The sequence below is a fragment of the Mycobacterium sp. OTB74 genome (assembly GCF_029892685.1).
Classification (GTDB): Bacteria; Actinomycetota; Actinomycetes; order Mycobacteriales; family Mycobacteriaceae; genus Mycobacterium.
Genome location: NZ_JARXVD010000004.1, coordinates 152,217 through 175,355, shown reverse-complemented (window position 1 = coordinate 175,355; position 23,139 = coordinate 152,217). Strand labels below are relative to the sequence as shown.

Here is a 23,139-nt window from a genome sequence, read left to right as displayed (position 1 = left end):
TTGCCGTGCCACGGGTTTGGCACAGATCCGATCACGACAATGAGATGGAGCGGCTATGGAGGTCTTACGCACACCAGACGAACGTTTTGAGAATCTGCCCGGTTACCCATTCGAGCCTCACTACGTCACGGTGGGGCATCCGGTCGAGCTGCGGATGCATTACCTTGACGAGGGTCCGGCTGACGGGCCAACGGTGCTTCTGCTTCACGGCGAGCCTTCCTGGTCGTACCTGTATCGCCGGATGATTCCGGTGTTGGTGCAGGCTGGGCTGCGGGCAGTTGCCTTCGATCTGATCGGTTTCGGCCGGAGCGACAAGCCGGCCGAGCGCACGGCTTACACCTACCAGTCGCATGTCAGCTGGGTACGCCAAGCGATCGAAACCATCGGACTGGATGAAATCACGCTGGTGTGCCAGGACTGGGGCGGGCTCATCGGGCTCAGGCTGGTCGGCGAGCAACCCGACCGATTCGCGAGAGTCGTTGCTGCCAACACCCTTCTACCCACCGGTGACGTGCACCCGGGTCGGGCCTTCCAGGCGTGGCAGAACTACAGCCAAACGACTGAAGTGTTCAAGGCCGGGCAGATCGTGAACGGTGGCTGCCTAACAGAACTCACGGCCGACGTGATCGCGGCGTACGACGCACCATTTCCCGACGAGACATTCAAAGCAGGTGCCCGTCAGTTCCCACTGCTTGTACCCACCGATCCTTCGGACCCCGCAGCGCCGGCGAACCGGGCTGCGTGGGAAGCCTTGGGGCACTTCGAAAAACCATTTCTGTGCGCATTCGCCGACTCGGACCCGTACACCAAAGGCGCTGACCTCGTGCTCGCAGGACACATCCCCGGTGCGCGTGACCATCCGATGACGACGATCACCGGCGCCGGACATTTTCTGCAGGAGGACAAGGGCGAAGAGCTGGCTGATGTGGTTGCATCATTCGTACACGCCACGTCGTGACGGACGGGTTTTGAAAGCGTGGCCCTGCCGGGTGCGCAACTTCGAGGCGTGAGGTTGTGCTGGTTACAGAATCCGCCTGAAACTGAAGGGAACCAACATGATCCAGTCTCAAAGCAGCCAGAGCGCCCGCGAGCAACTGACCGTCGAGATCGTCGACGCCAAAGCCCGAGCCGATCTGTCGTGGCACGACCTGGCCGACGGTACGGGGCTCAGCGTTGTCTTCGTGACCGCGGCTCTGCTTGGTCAGCACGCGCTTCCGGCCGAGGCCGCGAGCGCTGTCGTTGACAAGCTCGGCCTCGACGCTGACGTTGCCCGGCTGCTGCAGGCCATTCCGTTGCGCGGCTCGATACCGGGCGGTGTGCCGACCGATCCGACCATCTACCGCTTCTACGAGATGCTGCAGGTGTACGGCACGACTCTCAAGGCACTGGTGCACGAAGAATTCGGCGACGGCATCATCAGTGCCATCAATTTCAAGCTCGACATCAAGAAGGTCCCCGATCCCGAGGGTGGAGAGCGGGCCGTGATCACGCTCGACGGCAAGTACCTGCCCACCAAGCCGTTCTGACCGGCGAGGATTGGCGGCAAGGAGTTCTGCGCGAGGCCCACCGCAAGGTCGAATCCGGGCGGACGATCGGCAAGATCGTTGTGCACCGCTGACACGGCAAAAACGTCCGCTACTTTCCCGCAGCTGCCGCTGATCCGAGAGTTCCGTCAGTAACCTTGCTGCGCAGGCTCTTTCGATCGAACTTGCCACTCGCCAGGGTCGGGATCTGATCTGCCGCAACTATTACCCATCGGGTCGGGACTTTGTACCCCGACAGCAATTCGCGCGCGCGACGTTCCACCGCGTCCACGTCGAGATCGCCGGCAGCCGGAACCATGACGGCGCATACTTCCTCGCCACGCTCGGGGTGGTCAACGCCGACGACCACACATTGGGCGACGTCATCGAAGGCACTTATGACGCCCTCGACCTCTAGCGGCGACACGTTGGCGCCACTGGCCTTGATCAACTCGGTGGTGCGTCCGACATAGAACAGCCGGGGGTCACCGTCACGCCGATACACCCGGTCACCCGTGTGGTACCAACCGTTTTCGTCGAATGTCTCTTGCCGTTCGCGCTTGTTGTAACCGGACATCACACCAATTCCGCGTACCCACAATTCACCGACTTCTCCAGCGGGAACCGGCATTCCATCCGAGTCGACGATGGCCATGTCGGTGTGCACGAATCCGCCCGCGGTCTCACTCATGGTGCGATGCACCGGGAAACCATCGGGCACATCAACCATCGCGATGTCGAGCGGACCGTCGCGCAGCATCGGCACGCTGGACAGGTCACGAGAACCGAACGTGGGATGCTCGCGGAGCCGCTGAGTGAAGGCCGGCCAGCCGACCACCCCGGTAGCCCGTTCGCGCTCAACAAGATCCAGCGCGACGGCTGCATCCAGCTTGGGCAGCGTCAGCAGTGTCACCTGCTCGTGCAGTGCGCCCATCGCGGCCAGCAGACCGCCGACCCAGAAAAAAGGCATCGCGCACAGCACCCGCGACTCGGCGCAGCCGGTGATGGCCCGGATCGCGGCCGGCCAGGTCGAGGTCTGTCGCACCAGGGTGCCTTGGGTGTGCAGAACGCCCTTGGGATCGGCTGTCGAACCCGAGGTGTGAATCATCACCGCCAGATCAGCGGGGGAAACCTCTGCTTCGACCGCCGCCAGAACCTCCTGCGATACGCGGGCATCGGCATCGGCGTCGACTTGCGTGGCCCATTGGCGATCCACCGGCCCGGTGATCGCGATGCCGCGCAGATACGGTGCGGCCGGCAGCGCCAATTGCCCAGCGTACTGATCAGCCAGACCCGGCAACGCTGCTTCGAGCCGCTCGGCGACGTCGATGTGCAGCACCTGATCTGGCGCGATCAACAAACCAACGTCGGCCAGCCGCAACACTTTTGCGATCTCTGCCGGTGTGTACATGGTGCTGAGCGGTACCGCGACCGCACCGATCCGGGACACCGCCAGCCACCAGATGGCCCAATCGGTGCTGTTGGCGAAGAACAGCCCCACCCGGCTGCCCTTTCCCACACCAGCATGCAGCAGCCAGCGTGCCGCGAGCGCGGAACGTTCGGCCGCGTCGGCGTAGCTGATGCGGTCTGTCGGCGTCACCACATACGTGGCCGCACCGAACTCCCGACAACTCTGAGCCAGGAGTGCAGGAATCGTCAGCGGTGCATTCGTCACACTCGCATCTTGTCCGACGGCGCTTGGGACTCGTGCAGGTGGTCCGGCGTAGCGATGTGCGGATAACCGCCATGGATTTGTGCGGCTAGCTCCATGGCCCAGCCCAGTAGCGCTGAGCAATCTAGAGAGGTGAACGGCATTCTCGCGTTGAGCCTTGGCATGTCGATAATGTTCGGTGTTCTGCTCGGGCTCCTCGGCGGCGGCGGGTCGACCCTGACCGTGCCGCTGCTGACCTTCGTCACCGGACTCGGCATCAGAAATGCCATCACCACTTCGCTCGTCGTGGTGGGCGTGACCAGCGCAATCGGCGCCATCGCGCACGCCAGGGCCGGCCGAGTGCAGTGGCATCCGGCCTTGGTGCTCGGCGCATCCGGCATGGTCGGCGCCTATGTCGGTGGGCGGGTGGCCACCCACATCCCCGAGCGCATCGCAATGGTGATCTTCGCGGCCATCATGATCGCCTCAGCACTCGCCCTTCTGCGCGACCGCGGCCATGGCGTGCCGGCGGGGGAATTGAGCCTGCCAACGGTCAAGGCGGTGCTGCTCGGGTTCGTGGTTGGGGTCGTCAGTGGACTGACCGGCGCCGGCGGGGGATTCGTGCTGGTGGCGGCGCTGACGCTGATCTGCGGCGTGGCGATTTCCGTGGCCGTAGGCACATCTCTGGTCGTCATCGCCATGCACTGCTTCGCCGCTCTGGCCGGGCGGTTGGACGGCACCCAGATCAACTGGAAGCTGGCGGCGATGGTCACCGTCGCGGCAGTTGCCGGAAGCCTGATCGGGGAGCGGTTGGTCGCCATCATCGATCCCCACGGCCTCAAGACCGGATTCGGTGTGCTGGCCCTCTTGATGGGCTTCGGGATCGTCGGCAGCGAGGTGCACTCCTCAGGGGGTGTTCAGGTTGCCGAGGTGCTACTGGTGGTCGCCACCAATGCCGTCTGGCGGTGGTCACGGACGCATCACCTGACTGATTGGCTCACGCCCGGGCCGGCACATCGGCTCAGCTTGTCGCGCGCAGTCGACAGCCACCTCGACCTGGCGCTTCTGAACAAGGGGCGCCCGGTTGGTTCATACTCGATGTTGTGAGCGAATTGCCGCTAGCAGCGGTGGTCACGACACCACCGTCTCGCTCGGCGCGCAGTGCAGGCATCCTGGTTGGTCTTGCTGGCGCTCGTCCAGAGGTGGTGTAAAACCCAGCCCGAACAGAGGTGAGGAGCACTTGTGAGCTACCCGGGGGGTTTCGGTCCGACACCACCGAATCAGATTCCGCCGCAATGGCAGTCGGTTCCGCAGTTTCAGCCTGGCTACGGAATGCCGGCGCCACCGGGATTTCCGCCGTACCCTCCACCTCGGCGTAGCCGAGGTGGACTTATCGCAATCATCTGCGTGGTTGTCGTGCTGGTATTGGTGGCTGCCGGCGTCGGCGTCTATTACTTCGTGTCATCGAAAAAGAATGCGCCGGTAAAAGAGTCAGCATTGAGCGGCGTGCTCCTGACCAACGCCGACGTTGGAAAGGCCTTCAACACCGGACCATTCGTGGCCTGGCCGCAGGACATCCTGGCTTCGCCAATCCACGGCGATGACATCGTGACTACCTTCTCAGACCCCGGCCCTCCCGCGGTCGACGGGAGATGTTCCGAGATTCTCGCCGATGACAAGGCAGAGCACGACGGCAGCGGGTGGAATGCGGTACGCAGCCAATACCTTCAAGCGCCGGACACCGGTTCGAATGCCAACGACCAAGGACTGACCGACATCCAACTCATCCAGTCGGTTGTCGCATTTCCCGACGGGGCCACAGCTAAGCGCTTCATCACCTCGACCAACAATGCCTGGCAACACTGCGCAAACCGGGACGTGAACAATCGAGCGTCAGACAAGCCAGACGACCCCGACGACATTTGGCATAACGGTGCAGTCAACGACCGCGACAGCATCCTGCTGTGGCCGTCCAGCTCGCATGACGATAAACAGTGGATGAATACTCAGGGCCTTGCACGCCAAGCCAACGTCGTCATCGAAGTCTGCGTGCAGGGCAGCAAGCTCTCGGATTCCACGGTTGAGGCGCTGGTCAAGCAGATTCGCGAGAATGTCGACAAAGCTCCTCGGCAGGACTGACCGCAGTCGAGTTGGCCACAGGTTATGAGCGGATTCATAATCGGCTCTTCGGCGACCCTGATCTCGCCGTTCGCATTTGGAGGTCAAGCGGTGGATTGAGTCGAACAACCTGTGCCTTGACATCTGATTATGAACTATTTCATAATCGATCGGTCCTGCCGACCACGCCGCATGGGAGGGCTTCGATGGCTACCGATACCCGTCGGTCGATGGTGGTCGCGGCCGTAGAACTGTTGCGTGAACGCGGCCCCGACGGCGTCACCCTTGACGATGTGCTTAGCCGCAGCGGCGCGCCCAGGGGGTCGATCTATCACCATTTCCCGAGTGGTCGAGCCCAGATCATCGACGAAGCAGCGCAATTGAGTGGGGACGCTATCTCGGCACTGATCGCACGTTCAGCCGTTCGTGGCCCGGAGGCCGTCATTGACGCGTGCGCCACGTTCTGGCGAAAGCTGTTGCGCGAAAGCAATTTCGCTGCGGGATGTCCGGTGGTTTCAATCGCGGTGAGTGCGCCGCAGGATTCGTCGCTCGCGCAGCACGCGAACCAGATTTTCCGTGACTGGCACACCCAGCTCACCGAATGCCTCATCTCAGAAGGCCTGGAAACCGGCCCATCTCGGCGACTGGCCACCATGTCTCTCGGAGCCATCGAGGGCGCTATAACCATGTGCCGGGCCACCGCGAGCCTGCAACCACTTGACGATGTGCAGACCGAGCTGAAAGTGCTACTGGCGGCCCGCATGCTGTTCAGTTCCACCGAATCATCGAGTACCACAACAGAATCCGATGCCAATGCTGCACGAGAGGATTGAGCGATGGAATGGACCGGCGCGGTGTACGCCGACGCACCCACCGTCGAGGTGTCAACATGGATCGCGGCTGCGCCCGAAAAGGTCTGGGCCCTGGCATCCGACATCAACGTCATGGCTGACTGCAGCCCGGAATTGGAGCGCGTCGAATGGAACGAGGGATACGACAAGCCTTGTGTGGGTGCCCGATTCACCGGATACAACAAGCACGCTGCGCTCGGCGAATGGTCGACAGTTTCGGAGGTCGTCGAGTGTGACCCGCAGCGTGCCTTCGCCTGGGTCGTCGGCGATGTAGACCACCCGACTGCCACCTGGCGGTTCCGGATGACCCCCGAGGGAACCGGGACGAGGCTGAGCCAGTGGGCACAACTGGGCCCTGCCCCGTCGGGCCTGTCCATCGCTATCGCCGCCATGCCCGGCAAGGAACAGAAGATCGTCTTCAACCGGTTGCGCGAATTCGAGTCCGGCATGTCGGCCAATCTCGAGCACATCAAGAACAAGGCCGAAGCCTGATGCGGGCCGCTATCACGGTTGAAGCGGCGAGCTTGGGAACCTGGGACTACCAAAAGGTTTTCGTCACCGAAGCTGAACGAATGGGTCTGGATATCTGCTGGGTCGCTGAAGCCTGGGGGTCCGACGCACCATCAGCGCTCGGGTTCTACGCGGCGTGCACCGATCGGATGTTGTTGGGTTCGGGCATCATTCAGTTGGCCACCCGCACCCCGGTCGCCATCGCCCAGGCTGCCATCACCCTGTCGAATCTGTCCCGCGGACGCTTCCTGCTGGGCCTGGGCGCCTCCGGCCCGCAAGTCATCGAGGGCCTGCACGGGGTGCCGTTCGACAAGCCGCTGGGGCGGATGCGCGAGACCATCGATGTCATCCGACAGGCTGTCGCCGGCCAGAAAATCTCCCACAGTGGCAAGCAATTTCAGATCCCCCGGGCCGATGCCAAGCCGATGCGGCTGTCCATGCGCGCCGAACACGACATCCCGCTGTACATCGCCAGCCTGACCCCCGCCATGCTGCGGCTGACCGGTGAGGTCGCCGACGGCTGGCTGGGCACCAGCTTCGTTCCCGAAGGTGCCGAGGACGCTTATTTTGCGCACCTGGATGAAGGCCTGGCCCGCTCCGGGCGCACCCGTACCGATCTGGACATCTGCCAGGGCGCCGAGGTGTCCTTCGCCCGCGACGAAGAGCATCTGAAATCCCTGATAGACAGCCGCAAGGCCGAGCTGGCCTTCAGCCTCGGCGGAATGGGTTCTGCCTCAACCAATTTCTACAATCAGGCTTACAGCCGGCAGGGCTGGTCCGAAGTGGCCGCCGCGGTGCGCGACCGGTGGCAAGCCGGCGACCGAGACGGTGCTGCCGCACTGATCACCGATGACATGATCCTGGCCACCACACTGATTGGTACCAAGGAGATGGTGCGAGATCGCCTACAGGTCTGGGCAAATGCCGGTGTCGACACGGTGCGGATCTACCCGGCCGGCGAGACGCTGGAGGAGCGGGTCGCCACCCTCGGAGCCGCCATCGAGCTCGTGCACGGAATCGACAGAAGCTGATGAGCACCATTGGGTTGCGGTTCGACTGATGTTCGGCCTCAACGAGTTTGGTTCTGGCCTTTGGTCATGCGGTGCGGTCGTTGCGTGCGAATTGTTCGTTCGCTCTGAAGAATTGGCCGGTCCGGAGCGACGGGTCTGACCGTCATTGTGGTGCGAGCGTGCCCGGGTGGCTGCCTCCCTGGCACCGTGTCATTCCTGGGAACGTTGACGTGGGTCGTAGATTCGGTGCTCAAACGTTTGCTGGTTGTCTCCTCTGCGGCAGGAGCGGCGTCTATTTTCAGCCGTCCGACGTACGCCGAATCGATGATGGGCCGCAGCACCCGGTCGATCGCATCGACCACCTGTGCCGGGATGCCGAGCAATCGCAGTGGCTCGGTCAGCGGCAACTGGACTGTGGGCACCAAGTAGCTTGTGGTCACTCCGCCGGCACCGTTGGTGGAGACGGTGATATCCGCTTGTGGTACATCCGCCAGGTTCGAGTACGCCACAGTACTGTGATACGTCGCCGCGCCCATGATGGCATTGATGTCCGCGAGGACGTTCAACACGTTGTTGGGGAAGTCTGCAATGCCGTCGTACTCGACCGTTACCACGGTTACGTTGTACGGACTCACCGGAATCTGTATCGGCTTGTAGTCAATGATCGGGATGGTGATTCCACGAAATCCGGTGAGTATCCCGCTGCCGCGCTCCGGGTCTTCGATCACGATGAACGACACCGCTTTTGGATCCACGCCGTTACGGGCATCGTCGGCGATCACCTGGTCGATGACCAGTGCCCCCTGACTGGCGCCCATCAAGGTCGTTGGAATGCCCTGGCTGACAGCCACATTCTGTAGGGCCAGCGCATTCGTCACCCCCACTTGGACGGACGGTCCCATGGGTCCGGTCCCCTCGTACGGCCCGAACGATGCCGGATATGGCACCGATACAATGGTGTCGCCTTTATTGAATTGTCCGTTGAGCCAGACGGGTGGCGTTTCACCGGCGACATCGGGCGTCGGTGAGCTTCCTCCGACAATCAACAACAGTGGGGTCACAGCAGCAACAAGGTTCTCCAACATGGTTGTCTCCGATGTCCGGTATGCGGTCGCACCTTTCGAAGTCCGCTCCCTGGCGACATCGACAACTACCGGCAGAGAGCACGTGTGTCTTTAGTCCGCTCATTGGCTCTTCCACGGGCCAACTGGCCTGGGATCAGAATGCGACTGCAGCCGAAAGTCGCCTTAAGTAGACAGCTACCTAAGTGCTGCAAACCACTACTCGCATTCGCCTACTGGCGTCACGGCGCTACCAGCGAACCAGGCCGGAGTACGGTCAGACGGTGACGGTACAACCGAATCGTGTGTGCGCACTGACTGGCGCCGAGATCCCGATACTTCAAGCCCCGATGACGTTCATCGCCGGTGCGGGCCTGGCGGCGGCGGTCTCGAATGCCGGCGGTCTGGGGATTATCGAGACCACTTCGGATCAGGGCCGCGCCGATCTTCACCGGGTTCGCGATCTGACCGCTCGGCCGGTTGGCGCGAATATCGCGTTGCTGTTCAACCGAGACCCCGCGATGGTGGACATCCTGGTGGACACCGAGATTCGGTTCGTCACCACATCAGCAGGCGATGCAGGCCTGTTCGTCGATCGCCTGCACGATGCCGGCATCACGGTGTTCCACGTGGTCGGCACCTTGGCCGATGCAAAGAAAGCCGTGGACGCCGGCGTCGACGGCCTGGTGGTCGAAGGTGTTGAAGGCGGCGGTTTCAAGAATCGCTTCGGCGCCTCGACCATGGTGTTGTTGCCGCTGATCGCCGCGCATGTCGATGTGCCGATCGTTGCCGCAGGTGGCATCTGCGACGCCCAATCCATGGCCGCTGCGCTGGTGCTCGGCGCCGAAGGCGTGCAGATGGGCACTCGACTGCTGGCCAGTGCCGATTCGCCGGTACATTCCAAATTCAAACAAGCGGTCATCGATGCCGATGACACCGGGACGGTGCTGTTGCCGTTGGGCGGTAAGCGGATGATGCGGGTGATCCGCACAGCCGCCGCGCAGCGCCATGACGCCGATTCGGCGTTCGACGCGGCTGCCGCACTGGATCGCGTGCAGCACCTGTACTTTGACGGCGACATGGACGCCAGCGTCGCCAACACCGGCCAGGTGGCCGGGCGCATCGACGACCTACGGCCAGCATCCGAGATCATCTCCGAGATGTGGACCGGCTGCCGTGAGGCGCTTGCGGCCGCGACGGCGAGACTGCCCGATTGACGCGCTGGCCCGTACCTCCCGTCAGCGCATACCCGCGATGACGGTGTCGGCGAAATGCTCGATGTGGCGCCGAAATCGTTCGGCCTCAGTGAGTTCCGATGATCGATCATCATCAGCACCGATCCACGGTGCACACATCACCTGCGTGATGCCCATCTCCTCGGCACGTCGATAGGTCTCAACGGTTTGCGGCTCCAGCAATGCGACCATGATGTCGAACGGTTCACTGCTCCGGCCGTATTCGTGGCGCAGCTTGGTCAAGGTCTCGACATACGGCCGAGCCTGCTCCAGCGTGTACGCAGTGCCGACCCAGCCATCGCACAGTTGGGCCGCCCGGCGTAGCGCCACCTCGGATTCGCCGCCGCACATGATCGGCACGGGCGCCTCCGGATGCGGTTCGAGCATCAACTCAGGCACTTGGTAGTGCTCGCCGGACCAGGACACCCAGCCGCCCTTCCAGAGTTCGCGCAAGGCCGGGATCATCTCGTCGAGCCGCTTGCCGCGGGTGTGAAAGTCCTGACCCATCAGGTCGAACTCTTCTTTCATCCACCCTGCGCCGAGGGTCAGGGTGACGCGGCCGTTCGACAGCACCGCAGCGGTCGCCACCTGTTTGGCCACCTGGACCAGTGGACGCGATGGTCCGACGTAGATCGCGTTGGTGAACCGCAGCGACCGGGTGACCGCGGCCATCGCGCCGATGAGCACCCAGGAATCCGGCCACGCGGTCTCCGGCTGCCATGGGACGATTCCGGTCGGAGACGGATACGGAGAGCTCAGCTCGCGCGGGTAGATCATATGATCGGCGCTGATCACGCCGTCGAACCCGTTCTGATCGAGCATCTGCGCCAACGGTACGGCCATATGGGTGTCCAAAAATGCTGTGCCCGACCAGAATTGCACGATTCCACCTTCCTGTCGCCACCGACCAGCCGTGGCCCCATATCGACGATGTTCACGCCGAAAAGCGGTCCGGCGAGCCGTTCCCGTGTGCTTTACTGACGACCCTACGGTAAGAGTAACCAGGAGCTGCGATGACATACCGAGATCGCGTTGCGGTGGTCACCGGCGCGGGTTCCGGCATCGGCCGAGCACTGACGGTGGCGTTGACCCGCAACGGGGCGCACGTCGCCGGTTGGGATGTGGACCCGATTGGTTTGGCCCAAACTCAGGCAATGTGCCCGCGCGGCCACGTCACCGCGTACCAGGTTGATGTGGCCGATCGCGCCGCGGTGTTCGCCGCGGCCGAACAGGTTCATGACGATCTGGACGCGGCATCAATGGTCTTCAACAACGCCGGGGTCGATCTGATGGCCACCGTGGAAGACATGTCGATGACGGACTTCGACTGGGTCACCTCGATAAACATCGGTGGGGTCGTCAACGGCACCAAGGCGTTCCTGCCGCAGCTCATCGAATCCGGCAGCACGGCGAAGCCGTCGGTGCTGGTGAACATCTCCAGTGCCTTCGGTCTCATTGCCATGCCGTACCAGGGCGCTTACAGCACCGCGAAATTCGCGGTGCGCGGCTTCACCGAAGCACTGCGCCAGGAAATGATCATCAACCGTCGTCCCATCAACGTGCACTGCGTACATCCCGGGGTGATCCGTACAAATTTCGGTGCCAGCATGCGCATTCCCGAAGGTGTCGACCCCGCTGAAACCACCAAATTCTTCGACAAGGCCGCACTCACCAACGCTGATAAAGCTGCACGTGTCATCCTTCGGGGCGTCGACAAGAACCGGCCTCGGATCATCATCGGCCCCGACGGCTGGGCCATGGCCGCCATGCCGCGACTGCTCGGAGTGCGCTACTCGGACCTGCTGGCGCGGGCGACTCGAATGGCCAGCGACGGCGCCCTGGCGACCCGCAGGTAGCGCAAGCGCCTTCGACGAATATTTGAGTAGTGCGGTACGCATGCGCGTGCCTATTGGTCGGAGTGATGCTGTTTGCACTTGATCCGGTGTCAGCCGGTCAGAGAACACAACATCCACTACGAGCTTTTGCTGCGGGGGCAGAGCCATGACCACACACGCACGACCACTGAGAATTCCCCGGCTCCGACCGTCTGTTGCCAAGGCCGAGGACCAACCAGACAACTCGATATCGAGCGAGAAGTCCAAACTGATCGGCGGCGTTGCCACCGCATTCATCGGAGGACTGGCCACCATAGTCACCGGAATCGGCGTGGCGATCGTCCAGACCCATGCTCAGCAGGCGCATTCGACACCGATCGCTGAGGTACGGACGTCCGATCGCGGTTCGGTGGAAAGCGTCACGGTCGATGACTCCGGCACCAAGGTCACCGTGTCGGGGATTGCGGACCCCGACATCGAGGCGGTCGGCGTGGTGCTGACAGCAGCCAACACCACAGGGCTGAACTGGATCGGCACAACTGGTGTCTCGAACGGAAAATGGACTTTGGAGCTCGCAACAGAACCCGAGGCGCCGTCGCCTTTCACCCTCAGCGCGTCATACAAGAAGCGGGCCAGTACGGCGTCTGGAGTGTTCGGGGCCTCGTACACGGTCAAGCTGGACGGGCCTACGCCGACGCCGCCACGCCCTGCGCCACCACAACAGTGCACGTCGAAGACGCCCGACTCGTGCTTCACCGGCCCCGGCTGGGGATCACCGTCGATCTACGAGTCGCAGTAAGGGGCGTTTCAACCGGAGAACTGTATCTGTGATCGCTTTGCGATCACAGTGATCATGGCCCTTCTTCTGCCGTCAATGGGCCTTTAGCTTGGCCAGATGACGCCTCGGACCGGGCTGACCCAGCCCCGCGAGTTGCAGGCCAGACGCCCGACGTTCCAACAAGCCCAGCAGCACAATCGAATTCGACCGACTCAGCCTCAAGATTGCTCATGAACGGCCTCTTTCGCCCGGGTGCGCTTCACGCAACTCGGTTCGAGGCTACCCGCGCAGACAGCGCGCAGGCCACGGCGTCAGCCGTCGTAGCCGTCCATAAACCCGGTGAGACCCGACGGTGCGTGCGGTCCGATGGCGATCTGCTCGACGACGCCGATCCCGGTGCGCTCACCCATGGTTGCCTTGACCACGTTCTGCAGATGCAGCGACGCGAAGTCGGTCGGGTTGAAGTCGGCTAATCGGATTGACTCCCGGCCGATTTCGTACTGGCCATGGTTCGAGCCGTGCCCCCAGTGCGGATGCCAGTAGCCGATCCCGCGCATTCGGAAGGTGAAGAGCTTTTCCACCTCGATGTGGGTTTCGCCCTCGACCGGATCGGTGAACCACAGGCGGGCACGCCGGATTTCGCGGCGTCCCGGTTCCCATTCGAGTTCGTAGCCGATGTCGTAGCACTCTCGCACGCCTACCCGACTGCACGGGGACACGCTGGCGGGTATCGGGTCCAATACTTGCGCGGTTTCCAACCATCGACGCCCGTCCTCGTGTTCGTGGAAGGCGTAGTGCGTGAAGCGATCCCCGAAATGCAAAGGCGCCCAAAGCCAGAAAATCTGGAAAGGCATGGGTTGACGGAGTACCGGAACTTGTTCGCCGACCGGTCGGATGCCCCAGGAGCGATCCCGGGTCCCGGGCACAGGGCCGGCTTCAACCGCCACATCTTCGCCGTCGACGCAGATGGTTCCTTCCCACGAACCCCACTGGGTGAGCCGGGTGTGGTCGGTCAGCATGATGCCTTCGGCGGTTCGGCGCTGTTGGCGGGGTTCCTCAAGGGCCACCGTGGTTGCACTGAAGGTCAGGTCGCACGAAATGTCGTGTTCGTTGGAGTCGACGATGTAGCGGATGGTGCGCAGTGGCTCGACCACTTCGATGTGGAAGGGGCCGATGGTCGCCGATCGGTCCAGCGGCATTGCCCCCGACGCGAAGATCGAATGCTCAACACCATCTTTGACCAGACTGAAGGCGGCATCGATGACCCCGCGTACGGGGTAATGCCCCATGGCCGCGCCGAAGTAGAAATCGCCGTCGCGCTGGTGGCCGTTGAACCAGTAGCGGTCGTAGTGGTTGGGATCTGCACTGACCGGCACCGCGACCGGATCAGCCGAGGCGTGGATCGGGTAATCGTCGAACGGGGTCAGCATGGTCTCAGTTCCTCATCACTTGCCCGGCAAGGAGAATCAATCGCAATCGATTGGGGTCAGGCGTCGCCGGGTTCGTTGACCTTCACCAGCATCTTGCCGATGTTGGCTCCGGTGAACAGACCGTTGAGTGCATCGATGCTGGATTCCAGTCCGTCGTAGACGGTTTCGCGATGCACCAGTAGACCTTCCTGCTCCCAGCCGCGTAGCGCTTCAAACGCCTCATCAAAGTGCGCCCATTCCTCGAGTGCGATGAAGCCCTGCATTGTCGAGGACGTGGAGAGCAGGTTGACGTAATTGGACGGACCGGGGTGATCACCGTTGAGATAACTGGAGATGATGCCGCACATCACCACGCGCGCCTTGTGCGCCAGGTTGCCCAGCACGGCATTGAGAACGTCGCCGCCGACATTGTCGAAATAGACGTTGATTCCGTTGGGGCACGCTTCCTTGAGCGCGGCGGTGAGGTTACCGGCCTTGTAATCGACACAGGCGTCGAAACCGAAATCCTCTACCACGACACGGCATTTGTCCGAGCCGCCCGCGATGCCGACTACCCGAGCACCGGCGATGTTGGCGATCTGACCCGCCACGGACCCGGTGGCACCTGCCGCGGCCGACACCACGACAGTCTCGCCGGCTTGCGGCTTGCCCACGCCCTTCATGCCGAAATAGGCCGTTGCGCCAGTCGGTCCGTAGATCGACATCACCGCGAGCGGATCGGTGTAGCCGACCACCGGCGTGCTGAACAGATCGTCGCGGATGATCGCGTAGTCCTGCAACCCGGTCAGGGTGGTGACAAGGTCGCCGACTTTGAAGGCGTCACAACGTGATTCGACGACCTCGCCGATTCCGGCCACCCGGACCACCTCGCCCAGTTCGAGGGCCGGAAGGTAGCCGGGTTCGCCGTCCAGCCAGGTACGCGCGGCGGCGTCCATGCCGACATAGGTGGTGCGCAGCAGCGCCTCACCCTCGGCAGGTTCCGGCGCAGCCGCCGTCACCATCTCGGTGTCATCGGGGGAGACCAACCCGTTGGGGCGGCGCCGCAGGAGGATCTGACGGTTTTCGCGGCTCATCGTGTCGCTCATTTCTGTGGTAGCCCAAGGATCATCGAGGCGATGACTGTGAGTTGGATTTCTGCGGTGCCGCCGCCGATGAGTTCGGCGGGTGCATCGAAGTAAGGCTGGAAGATCGCGGGCTCAGACTGTTCCAACATGGCCAGTCGCCCGGTGACCCCCAGGGTCGATGCAGACGCCAGGCGCAACAGCGAGACCATGGCATATTTCGCCATGCTGGAGGTCGGCCCTGGCTGCTGGCCCTGCACCTGCCGCAGCGTTTCGCGGAGCACCATCATTTTGATGGCCGTGCTGTAGGCTTCGACGTCGCCGAGTGCCAGGAGAGCGGCATCTTGTTCTGGCCCTTCGCTTTCCGCGACGTGTCGCAGGGCTCCGGTCCGATCATGTTCGACGTAGTTGCCGATTGCGGTGCGTTCCACCGCCATCGTCGACAACGCCAGCATCCACCCGTCACCGGGATTGCCGACCAGCAAGTCATCGGGAATGAAGACGTCGGTCAGCAGGACTTCGTTGAATTCCGAACGGCCGCTGGCCTGTTTGATCGGGGTGACTTCGACGCCCGGCGAGGTCATGTCGACCAGGAAGTAACTGATGCCCTGGTGCTTGCGGGCGTCGGGATCGGTGCGTGCCAGCATGGCCCCGAACTGCGCCTTGTCCGCCAGCGAGGTCCAGATCTTGCGGCCGTTGACGCGCCAGCCGCCGTCCACCTTGACCGCGCGGGTGGTCAGCGACGCCAGGTCGGATCCGGCACCCGGCTCGCTGAACAGCTGGCACCAGCGCAGCTCGCCGCGCAGGATGGGCCAGGCGAATCTGTCACGCTGCGAGTCGGTTCCGTGGGTCAGGATGGTGGGCAGTATCCATTCGGCGATGCCCAGCGATGGTCTGACCACATCCGGCCGTTTGGCGTATTCCTCACCGAGGATCACCTGCTGGACCGCACCGGCGCCCACGCCCCACGGCGCCGGTAGCTGCGGAGCAACCAGACCTGCCTCGGCGATCGCGTTGCGCTGCGACCCGCGCGCCAGTCCTTCGCTGTTACGGGTGTCGTCGGCCGGGTATTCGTTGCGCAGCACCGCAGCGCGGTCGAGGACGTCAGCCACCCACTGCCGGAACTCGGCTTCGATATCCCCGAGTTCCACTGCGGTGGAACGCTTATGGCTCAAGACGAGGCGGCCGATTTGACGGCTCCATTGCGTTGCCGGCCCCAGGGATGCCGCCAGGCTGGTGGCGCGGCGCCAGTACAGGTGCGCGTCGTGCTCCCAGGTGTAGCCGACTGCCCCGAACATGAGCAGGGCGTCCAGCGCCAGCTCCGGGCTGGGCGTGATGGCCATGCGGGCTGCTACCGCGGCCGCCAGTCGATGTTGTTCAATCGATTCGTCTTCGGCCCGTACCGCATCCCACGCCGCGGCAGCCGCGAGTTCGGCGTTGACCCGCAATGCCGCCGCCTTATGTTGTAGCGCCTGGAAGGTGCCGATAGGTCGGCCGAATTGTTCGCGCGTGCGGAGGTAGTCCGTCGCCTCTTCGGCGCAGCGCCGCAGCGTGCCGGCGGCCGCACAGGCCGCCAGCGCCACGGTGATGCACCGGGCCCGTTCTGACGATATGCCCAACAACACCGAATCATTGGGAACGGCAAGGTCTTTGACGGAAAGGATGCCAACGTCGGTGCAGAGGTCCGTGCCGCGTTGCTGCTCAACCGAAAGAGCGTGAGCAGCAACGGCGAACCAGCGCTCGACTCCGTCGTCACATTGGGCGGTGAGCAGGATGTGCCGCGCCGAACACAGACCCAGTGTCGAGTCGGACGTGCCGGTGAGCTCCCAATGATCCGGACGGCGGACGGCTCGAACACTGCTGTGCTCGGGCAGGATGACGACTGCTGTTGCGCCGCCGACGAGATCGGATAGCAGGGTTGGTGACTCGGCGTCGCGGGCTACCGCGATTGCCGTCACGGTGCTGAGCAACGGGCCCGGCAGGAGCGCTGCGGCAGCGGCTTCGATGACGCAACCCATATCGGCGAGCGTCCCTCCCTGCCCACCGAAGTCCTCGGCGACGTGCACCGCATTAAAGCCGCTTGCGACCAGGTCTTCCCACCACGGCGGCAGTTTGCCGGCGGCGATCGACTCGAATGCTGCCCGGGTCTTGTCCACTGGGGCGTGGCGAGCCGCGAACTGGCTGACGGCGGCGGCCAACTGTTCCTGCTCTGTGGTGATAGCCAGTGCCATCGGCGCTTCAGTACTCCAGTCGCGTGTCGGGGGAGCTGCGACATCCCAGGGCCAGCGGATTTTTCATATTGATTATTAGAACTCATTTCGATTATCGTCAACCCCAGATTGAAAAGTGCCCGGCACGGCAGGAGGACGCCGATGAATCCGGCCCCCGTGACGCCGCGCCGAGGCAGACCACCCCGGATCGACCAGAGCGCCATCGTCGCGGCAGTTTCGGCGATAGGCACTGACAACGTGACGATGCGCCGGGTCGCCGAACATCTGGGCATCAGCCTCCCTGGCCTCTACCACCATGTTAAGAATCATGACGACCTGCTGCGCCTGGCCACCGAGAGTGCTCTGACCAGCTCACCGCCACCGCGTTACACCGGCGGGCATTGGGCCACCTGGTTGCGCGACTACGCGTCCTACATCCGGACCGTGCTGGCGTCCGAGCCGGCACTGGTCGAGAAGTTCGTCGCCGGCGCGGTTCGCCCCGGCGCGGAGATGGAATACACCGCTGATGCAGTTGAAGTTCTTGCAGAGCAAGGACTCTCACCGAAAGATGCCCTCGCTGTGTGGGCCGCGGTCAGTGCGATGGCGGTCGGCAGCGTCACCGAGGCGCACCGTGAACACCTCTATGTGGAGGATGGGCAGCCATGGCTGGCTCGGATCCTAAAACTCGTCGCACGGCGCGCATCGTCGGACTTTCCCACCATGCGCGCCATCGGCCAGTCTGCCCATGATCCGTTCAGCGAGGAAGCGTTTCAGCATCGAATGACGTTGCTGCTCATCGGTATTGCTGTTCATTACAGGCTACCACCAGAACCGGCCTAGCTATCCGCCGACACCGCATTGCGGCGGCGAGAGTTCTGACATCGGTGTGCTTGGGTGCGGTCGCGGTAGCGGCCTAGTTCAACAGCAAAGTCACACAATCACATCCGCGGATAGGTCGGATACTCGATGCCCGACAGATACTGCACCGTCCGCACGACCTGGCACGAGTAGCCGAATTCGTTGTCGTACCAGACGTACAGAATCACATTGTCGCCGTCGACGATCGCAGCACTTTCGTCGATGACGCATGCCGCGCGCGAACCGATGAAGTCGCTCGACACCGCGTCGGTTGCCGCGGTGTAATCAAGGTTGCGGCTCAACGGTCCCGACAACGACGCATCACGGAGATACCCCAACGCCTCCTGCTTGGTGGTTTCGCGCTTGAGCTGCAAGTTGAGGATGGCAACCGAAACATCCGGCGTAGGAACACGAATCGAGTTGCCGGTGATCTTGGCCTTCAGCTCGGGCAGCGCCTTGGCCACCGCGGAGGCGGCACCGGTTTCAGTGAGAACCAGGTTGAATGGCGCGGAGCGGCCACGACGGTCAGCCTTGTGGTAATTGTCCAGCAGGTTCTGATCGTTGGTGAACGAGTGCACCGTCTCCACATGCGCGCGAACGATGCCGAACTCGTCGTCCATCGCCTTCAGCGGCGGGACGATCGCGTTGGTGGTGCACGACGCACACGAAAAGATCTGCTGGCCCAGATCCAATGTGCGGTGATTGACTCCGTGCACGATGTTGGGCACGTCGCCCTTGCCCGGCGCGGTCAGCAACACCTTCGAAATGCCGGGACGGAGGTGCTTGGACAGTCCTTCGCGGTCTCGCCATTTGCCGGTGTTGTCGATCAGGATGGCGTTGTCGATGCCGTACTGGGTGTAGTCGACGCTCGCCGGGTCATCGCTGTAGATGAATTTGATGACGTTGCCGTTTGCGACCAGACAGCTGTTGTCCTGGTCAACCTTGATGGTGCCGTTGAAGTGTCCGTGCACCGAGTCGCGGCGCAGCAGCGACGCACGTTTGGCCAGGTCGCCATCTCCGCTGTTACGCACCACGACAGCGCACAAGTTGAGGCCGTTTCCGGAGCCGGCCTTTTCGATGAGCAGACGCGCCACCAGCCGGCCGATCCGGCCGAACCCATAGAGCACCACATCGCGCGGGCCCTGCGCTTCGATCTTGTTTCCGCCCGTTACCTCGTCGAGCATCTCGGCAGTGAATTCCGGGACGGACAGACCACGACGGTCAGCACGATAGGCCAGCACCAGCAGGCCTAGGTCGATCTTGGCCGGGCCCAAGTCCAGATCGGCGAGCGCCTGCAGAAACGGGAAGGTCTCTTCGACGGTCAGTTCGTCGCCGCCCAGTTGGCGCGCAAAACGGTGGGTCCGCAGAATACTGATGACCGATTTATTCACCAGAGACCGGCTGTGCAGCAGCACCGTGACGCCATGGGTGCGGTGCAGAGCGCCGATGATGGGAATCATCGCTTCCGCGAGCGCTTCCTGGGCATTCCAATGGGCGAGTTCTGGGGTATTCAAGTCCTACGTCCTACGAGTCGCGTCGGCTCCTCACGCTGAGCAGCGCATTGATGTTAGCGAGCGCCGATTCGCGCCATGCGTGTCGATACGCCTACCAGTACCGCTAGAGCGGCCCGGTCAGGGTCTCATGGGCGATCTTGCGGAAGGTCGATAGCAGCCGGTTGCGGTTGTCGGCGCGGGAGGCCAGCACGACGTGACAGGGCTCAACGTCCACGAGTGGAATCGCGACGACGTCAGGACGAAAAGCGTTGCCGTGCAAACCTGCCGATATGGCAATGGCCTGTCCAGATGCGATGACTTCGAATTTGTCCTCGAGTGCATCGATGATGGGCCCCTCGGGGGCGAGGCTTCCATCTGGTCGGGGTTCCATTCGCCAGTACGCACTCCACGCCGGGTCGGAGTTGCGTATCCGCGGCATCGGTTCGTTGGCGATGTCATCAAGCGTGACCGAATCACGCTGGGCCAGAGGGTGATTCTTGTGAACGATGACCACCCGTGGCTCGTCGTACAAGATGGTCACGTGCAGCTGATCGGTGGGGAAGGGCAGCCGCGCCACCACGGCATCCACTCGGTGATCGAGCAGCGCGGTGCGTATCTGGTCCCAGTCGAGGTGGGTCGCGTGCACGTCAGCGTCGGGATGCCTGCGCCGCATCTCCAACACCGCCGGCGTGACGATGATGCCCATGGAGTAACCGATGGTCAGGCTGCTCGGCTCTGCTGCTGCACGAGTCTGCGCGACTGCCTGGTCGGCCGAGCGCAGCAGCGCTTTTGCCTTGGGCAGAAAGACCTCCCCGGCATCGGTGAGACGTGTGCCTTGTGGCGTCCGGTCCAACAGGCGTGCGCCGAGTTGCTGTTCCAGCCGGCTGATCTGACGGCTCAGCGACGGTTGCGCGACGCGCAGCTCGGCGGCGGCCCGGCCGAAGTGTCGGTGGTCGGCCACTACGGTGAAATATCGGACCAGGCGTAGCTCCAGGTCCCGTGGTGCCGCTGCATCCGTCATACCCATATGGTATTGCCCTCTGCGCCCGGGAATTCATAGAAACAGCCTATGAACTGCTGTGATGCCTCATTGGTATTGATCGATGCGCAATGGGACTTGGACGCTGTCGTGGTGTCGCGGGAAGGGTGGAATCACCGTTCTTCAGCACGATCTACAGGAGTTCACTATGCGGGTTTTTGTGACAGGCGCATCGGGTTTCGTGGGTTCGGCAGTAGTCCGCGAACTACTTGGCGCGGGGCATCAGGTGATAGGGCTTGCCCGTTCCGATGATTCCGCCGCCAAGCTCACAGCGGCGGGAGCCAGGGTGCACCGCGGCTCGCTCGCCGACCCGGGAAGCCTTCGTGAGGGCGCCAAGCTGGCCGACGGTGTGGTCCACATGGCGTTTATCCACAACTTCGAGGACTACGCGGCGGCCGCCGAGGCCGATCGCTCGGCGATCGAGACGATCGGGGACGCGCTGGCCGGAACGGATCGGCCGTTCGTCGTCACTTCGGGTATGGCGAGCTTTGGGGTGGGGCGTTCGCTGACCGAGGAAGACCCCGCTCATCCAGCGTCCCCGCGGATTTCAGAGACGGCGCTTGATTTGGCCGATCGTGGCGTCCGGGTGTCAGCGGTGCGATTGGCGCCATCGGTACACGGTGTGGGGGATCACGGTTTTGTCCCTCGCCTCATCGAAATCGCCCGCGACAAAGGCATTTCGGCGTATCCCGGCGACGGTTCCAACCGGTGGCCCGCGGTCGACCGTCTAGACGCCGCCCGATTGTTCCGGCTTGCGCTCGAAGGTGCGGTCGCGGGCAGTCGACTACATGCGGTAGGTGATGAGGGGGTTCCGGTGCGGGATATCGCTGAAGTCATCGGACGCCGCCTGAATCTGCCGGTGCAGTCGGTGCCCGTAGAACGGGCATTCGACCACTTCGGTTGGCTTGGCGGGTTCTTCGCGATGGACCTGCCCGCATCCAGTGTCCTCACGCGACAGTGGCTGGGCTGGCGGGCCGAGATGCCCGGGTTGATCGCCGATCTGGAGACGGGACGTTACTTTGATGAGTGACGTCGTAGACTCCGCGCGCCGCGCACTTGGCCCGGTGGGCGCATTCGTGCCGGTGCCACTGGGCCAGATGACGGCTATCGATGAGCAGCGCTCGGCCGTGGTCCGCATGGAGCACGCTGGGTATCGGACGGCTTGGGTCAACGAACCTGTCGGCGGCAAAGACGCTTTGATGCAGTCGGCAATTCTGCTGGCCGCCACCCATCGACTGACGTTGGCCACGGGCGTCGCAAATGTTTGGGCGCGTCCTGCGCTCACAGGGCACGGGGCGGCCGCCATGCTCGAACAGGCGTATCCGGGCCGGATCGTGCTGGGGCTAGGGGTCGGCTACCCATATCAGGCGGAGATCACCGGCCAGGAGTTCGGCAATCCGCTGGCTACGATGCGGCGATACCTGGCGGCCATGGATCAGCCGTCGCCCACCCCGGCGCCCGATGCGGTATACCCGCGCATCATCGCAGCGAACGGTCCGAAGATGCTGGCCCTGGCGGGCGAGGTCGCCGACGGCGCCATGCCCGCGGGACTGCCGCCAGAATTCACGGCGCAGGCCCGCCAGGCGCTGGGGCCCGACAAACTGCTGGTCATTGGATTGAGCGTACAAGCCCAACCCGACCGTGAACACGCGAAAAGTGCTGCGCGCGAATTGCTCTCGGCACGGGTGCAGGTGAAGTCGTTCGCTCAACGACTGGCCGGGCTGGGATACCGGACCGATGACATCGCCGCGGTGAGCGATCGACTGGTCGATGCGGTGGTCGGCTACGGCGACCCATCGTCGATTGCCGCTCTAGCGGACAGGCATCGCGAGGCCGGTGCCGATCATGTAGTGCTGATGTTGGCCGGCGTCGATTTCGGTGCAGGAGTGGAGTACCTGGAGAAGCTGGCTCCCGCGGTGGTGGGCTAGTCGGTGCGGTTCAGCAACTGGTCTGGAACTGCACCCCCGAGGAGCTTTATCAGCTCAGCCAACAGGTCGTCGAGTTCGTGTCCGACGGCGGCGATGTCCGGGCTCTGGTAGCTGGCGAACAGCAGACTCGGCTGATCGACGGCGAAAGTGGCAATGCCGCGGTCATCTGTGTATAGCAGGCTGCGCAGCGGTGCGTGGAGCATGATTGACGGGTCGTAGCGGTACATTCGCTCGGCAATGGTGTGATTGCCCATCAAGTACTGCGTGGCCTGCCAGGGCGCCCGTGATTTCGCCATAAGATCAGCCAGATCTATCCTGGCGTAACGCATGAATCCGTGTGGGGCAAGTATTTTCGCCAGGTCCACGACATCGTGCCATGTCGACATCTCGCGAAACTGGGCGTTGTCGACCTCGGGGACAAGCGTCTCATAGTGTGCGCGGGCTTCTTCGTATGATTCGGGCAGCGGCACCACCAGGCGGCGTGACGGATGATCGATGGCAGTTGTAACGGCGTTCATTGGTGTTCCTCTCGGGTATGGACTGGTAGT

Annotated in this window: 22 protein-coding genes; 13 read left to right on the top strand and 9 right to left on the bottom strand. The window is 63.1% G+C overall.

The genetic code is table 11. The annotated features are described in order from the left end of the window. Window positions 1-55 precede the first annotated feature (55 nt). Together M2432_RS08525 and cynS are read left to right on the top strand one after the other, a co-directional pair. Entirely contained in the window at window positions 56-958 is a 903-nt protein-coding gene (locus tag M2432_RS08525) for a haloalkane dehalogenase (RefSeq protein WP_280826357.1), read from the top strand. Between the two features lie 97 nt (window positions 959-1,055). Then, window positions 1,056-1,526 carry a cyanase gene (gene cynS, locus M2432_RS08520; RefSeq protein ID WP_280826355.1) on the top strand — a complete coding sequence of 157 codons (471 nt, stop codon included), beginning with the start codon at window positions 1,056-1,058 and terminating at the stop codon, window positions 1,524-1,526. A 109-nt stretch (window positions 1,527-1,635) separates the two neighbouring features. On the opposite strand, the gene M2432_RS08515 is transcribed toward cynS, so the two are convergent. Beyond that, a complete protein-coding gene (locus tag M2432_RS08515) occupies window positions 1,636-3,198 on the bottom strand; it encodes a class I adenylate-forming enzyme family protein (protein WP_280826354.1) in 1,563 nt (520 codons plus the stop codon). Between the two features lie 129 nt (window positions 3,199-3,327). Between M2432_RS08515 and M2432_RS08510 the strand changes: the two genes are divergently transcribed. From M2432_RS08510 to M2432_RS08490, 5 genes are all read left to right on the top strand, one after another. Beyond that, window positions 3,328-4,281, top strand: coding sequence for a sulfite exporter TauE/SafE family protein (locus tag M2432_RS08510; protein WP_280826353.1), 954 nt, complete (start codon window positions 3,328-3,330; stop codon window positions 4,279-4,281). Between the two features lie 135 nt (window positions 4,282-4,416). Further along, the gene (locus M2432_RS08505) at window positions 4,417-5,313 is read left to right on the top strand and encodes a sensor domain-containing protein (protein ID WP_280826352.1); all 897 of its coding nucleotides are present in this window, start codon (window positions 4,417-4,419) and stop codon (window positions 5,311-5,313) included. A gap of 185 nt (window positions 5,314-5,498) precedes the next feature. Beyond that, window positions 5,499-6,125, top strand: a complete 627-nt coding sequence (locus tag M2432_RS08500; protein ID WP_280826351.1) for a TetR/AcrR family transcriptional regulator — start codon at window positions 5,499-5,501, stop codon at window positions 6,123-6,125. Window positions 6,126-6,128: 3 nt separating this feature from the next. Next, entirely contained in the window at window positions 6,129-6,635 is a 507-nt protein-coding gene (locus tag M2432_RS08495) for an SRPBCC family protein (protein ID WP_280826350.1), read from the top strand. Next, the gene (locus M2432_RS08490; RefSeq protein ID WP_280826349.1) at window positions 6,635-7,684 is read left to right on the top strand and encodes an LLM class flavin-dependent oxidoreductase; all 1,050 of its coding nucleotides are present in this window, start codon (window positions 6,635-6,637) and stop codon (window positions 7,682-7,684) included. The genes M2432_RS08495 and M2432_RS08490 overlap by 1 nt, the downstream gene beginning before the upstream one ends. A gap of 38 nt (window positions 7,685-7,722) precedes the next feature. Here the strand turns inward: M2432_RS08490 and M2432_RS08485 are convergent, their stop codons facing one another. Further along, window positions 7,723-8,748, bottom strand: coding sequence for a PE-PPE domain-containing protein (locus tag M2432_RS08485; RefSeq protein WP_280826348.1), 1,026 nt, complete (start codon window positions 8,746-8,748; stop codon window positions 7,723-7,725). A gap of 281 nt (window positions 8,749-9,029) precedes the next feature. On the opposite strand from M2432_RS08485, the gene M2432_RS08480 reads away from it, so the two are divergent. After that, window positions 9,030-9,941: a nitronate monooxygenase gene (locus M2432_RS08480; RefSeq protein ID WP_280826508.1), complete on the top strand. Its 912-nt coding sequence runs from the start codon at window positions 9,030-9,032 to the stop codon at window positions 9,939-9,941. Between the two features lie 21 nt (window positions 9,942-9,962). On the opposite strand, the gene M2432_RS08475 is transcribed toward M2432_RS08480, so the two are convergent. Beyond that, window positions 9,963-10,841 carry a TIGR03619 family F420-dependent LLM class oxidoreductase gene (locus tag M2432_RS08475; protein ID WP_280826347.1) on the bottom strand — a complete coding sequence of 293 codons (879 nt, stop codon included), beginning with the start codon at window positions 10,839-10,841 and terminating at the stop codon, window positions 9,963-9,965. 131 nt (window positions 10,842-10,972) lie between these two features. Between M2432_RS08475 and M2432_RS08470 the strand changes: the two genes are divergently transcribed. Both M2432_RS08470 and M2432_RS08465 read left to right on the top strand, forming a co-directional pair. Beyond that, entirely contained in the window at window positions 10,973-11,815 is an 843-nt protein-coding gene (locus tag M2432_RS08470) for an SDR family NAD(P)-dependent oxidoreductase (RefSeq protein ID WP_280826346.1), read from the top strand. A gap of 145 nt (window positions 11,816-11,960) precedes the next feature. Beyond that, window positions 11,961-12,593 (top strand): hypothetical protein, encoded by a 633-nt coding sequence (locus M2432_RS08465; protein ID WP_280826345.1) that lies wholly within the window; start codon window positions 11,961-11,963, stop codon window positions 12,591-12,593. Window positions 12,594-12,883: 290 nt separating this feature from the next. Here M2432_RS08465 and M2432_RS08460 read toward each other — a convergent pair whose 3' ends face one another. Genes M2432_RS08460 through M2432_RS08450 form a run of 3 tightly spaced genes read right to left on the bottom strand, consistent with a single transcriptional unit; the run spans window position 12,884 to window position 17,294 of the window. Then, on the bottom strand, window positions 12,884-14,002 hold the full coding sequence (locus tag M2432_RS08460; RefSeq protein ID WP_280826344.1) for a hypothetical protein: 1,119 nt from the start codon (window positions 14,000-14,002) through the stop codon (window positions 12,884-12,886). Window positions 14,003-14,058: 56 nt separating this feature from the next. Further along, window positions 14,059-15,075 carry an NADP-dependent oxidoreductase gene (locus M2432_RS08455; protein WP_280826343.1) on the bottom strand — a complete coding sequence of 339 codons (1,017 nt, stop codon included), beginning with the start codon at window positions 15,073-15,075 and terminating at the stop codon, window positions 14,059-14,061. An 8-nt stretch (window positions 15,076-15,083) separates the two neighbouring features. Continuing rightward, window positions 15,084-17,294, bottom strand: coding sequence for an acyl-CoA dehydrogenase (locus M2432_RS08450; RefSeq protein WP_280826342.1), 2,211 nt, complete (start codon window positions 17,292-17,294; stop codon window positions 15,084-15,086). Between the two features lie 141 nt (window positions 17,295-17,435). Between M2432_RS08450 and M2432_RS08445 the strand changes: the two genes are divergently transcribed. Then, entirely contained in the window at window positions 17,436-18,113 is a 678-nt protein-coding gene (locus tag M2432_RS08445; RefSeq protein WP_280826341.1) for a TetR/AcrR family transcriptional regulator C-terminal domain-containing protein, read from the top strand. Between the two features lie 98 nt (window positions 18,114-18,211). Here the strand turns inward: M2432_RS08445 and M2432_RS08440 are convergent, their stop codons facing one another. Next, window positions 18,212-19,645, bottom strand: a complete 1,434-nt coding sequence (locus M2432_RS08440) for a glyceraldehyde-3-phosphate dehydrogenase (protein ID WP_280826340.1) — start codon at window positions 19,643-19,645, stop codon at window positions 18,212-18,214. Window positions 19,646-19,748: 103 nt separating this feature from the next. Next, on the bottom strand, window positions 19,749-20,651 hold the full coding sequence (locus M2432_RS08435) for a LysR family transcriptional regulator (protein WP_280826339.1): 903 nt from the start codon (window positions 20,649-20,651) through the stop codon (window positions 19,749-19,751). A 160-nt stretch (window positions 20,652-20,811) separates the two neighbouring features. Between M2432_RS08435 and M2432_RS08430 the strand changes: the two genes are divergently transcribed. After that, entirely contained in the window at window positions 20,812-21,693 is an 882-nt protein-coding gene (locus M2432_RS08430) for an SDR family oxidoreductase (RefSeq protein ID WP_280826338.1), read from the top strand. Next, window positions 21,686-22,591 carry an LLM class flavin-dependent oxidoreductase gene (locus tag M2432_RS08425; RefSeq protein WP_280826337.1) on the top strand — a complete coding sequence of 302 codons (906 nt, stop codon included), beginning with the start codon at window positions 21,686-21,688 and terminating at the stop codon, window positions 22,589-22,591. The genes M2432_RS08430 and M2432_RS08425 overlap by 8 nt, the downstream gene beginning before the upstream one ends. On the opposite strand, the gene M2432_RS08420 is transcribed toward M2432_RS08425, so the two are convergent. Further along, entirely contained in the window at window positions 22,588-23,109 is a 522-nt protein-coding gene (locus M2432_RS08420; protein ID WP_280826336.1) for a DUF302 domain-containing protein, read from the bottom strand. The two genes, M2432_RS08425 and M2432_RS08420, sit on opposite strands and share 4 nt — an antisense overlap. Between the last annotated feature and the right edge of the window lie 30 nt (window positions 23,110-23,139).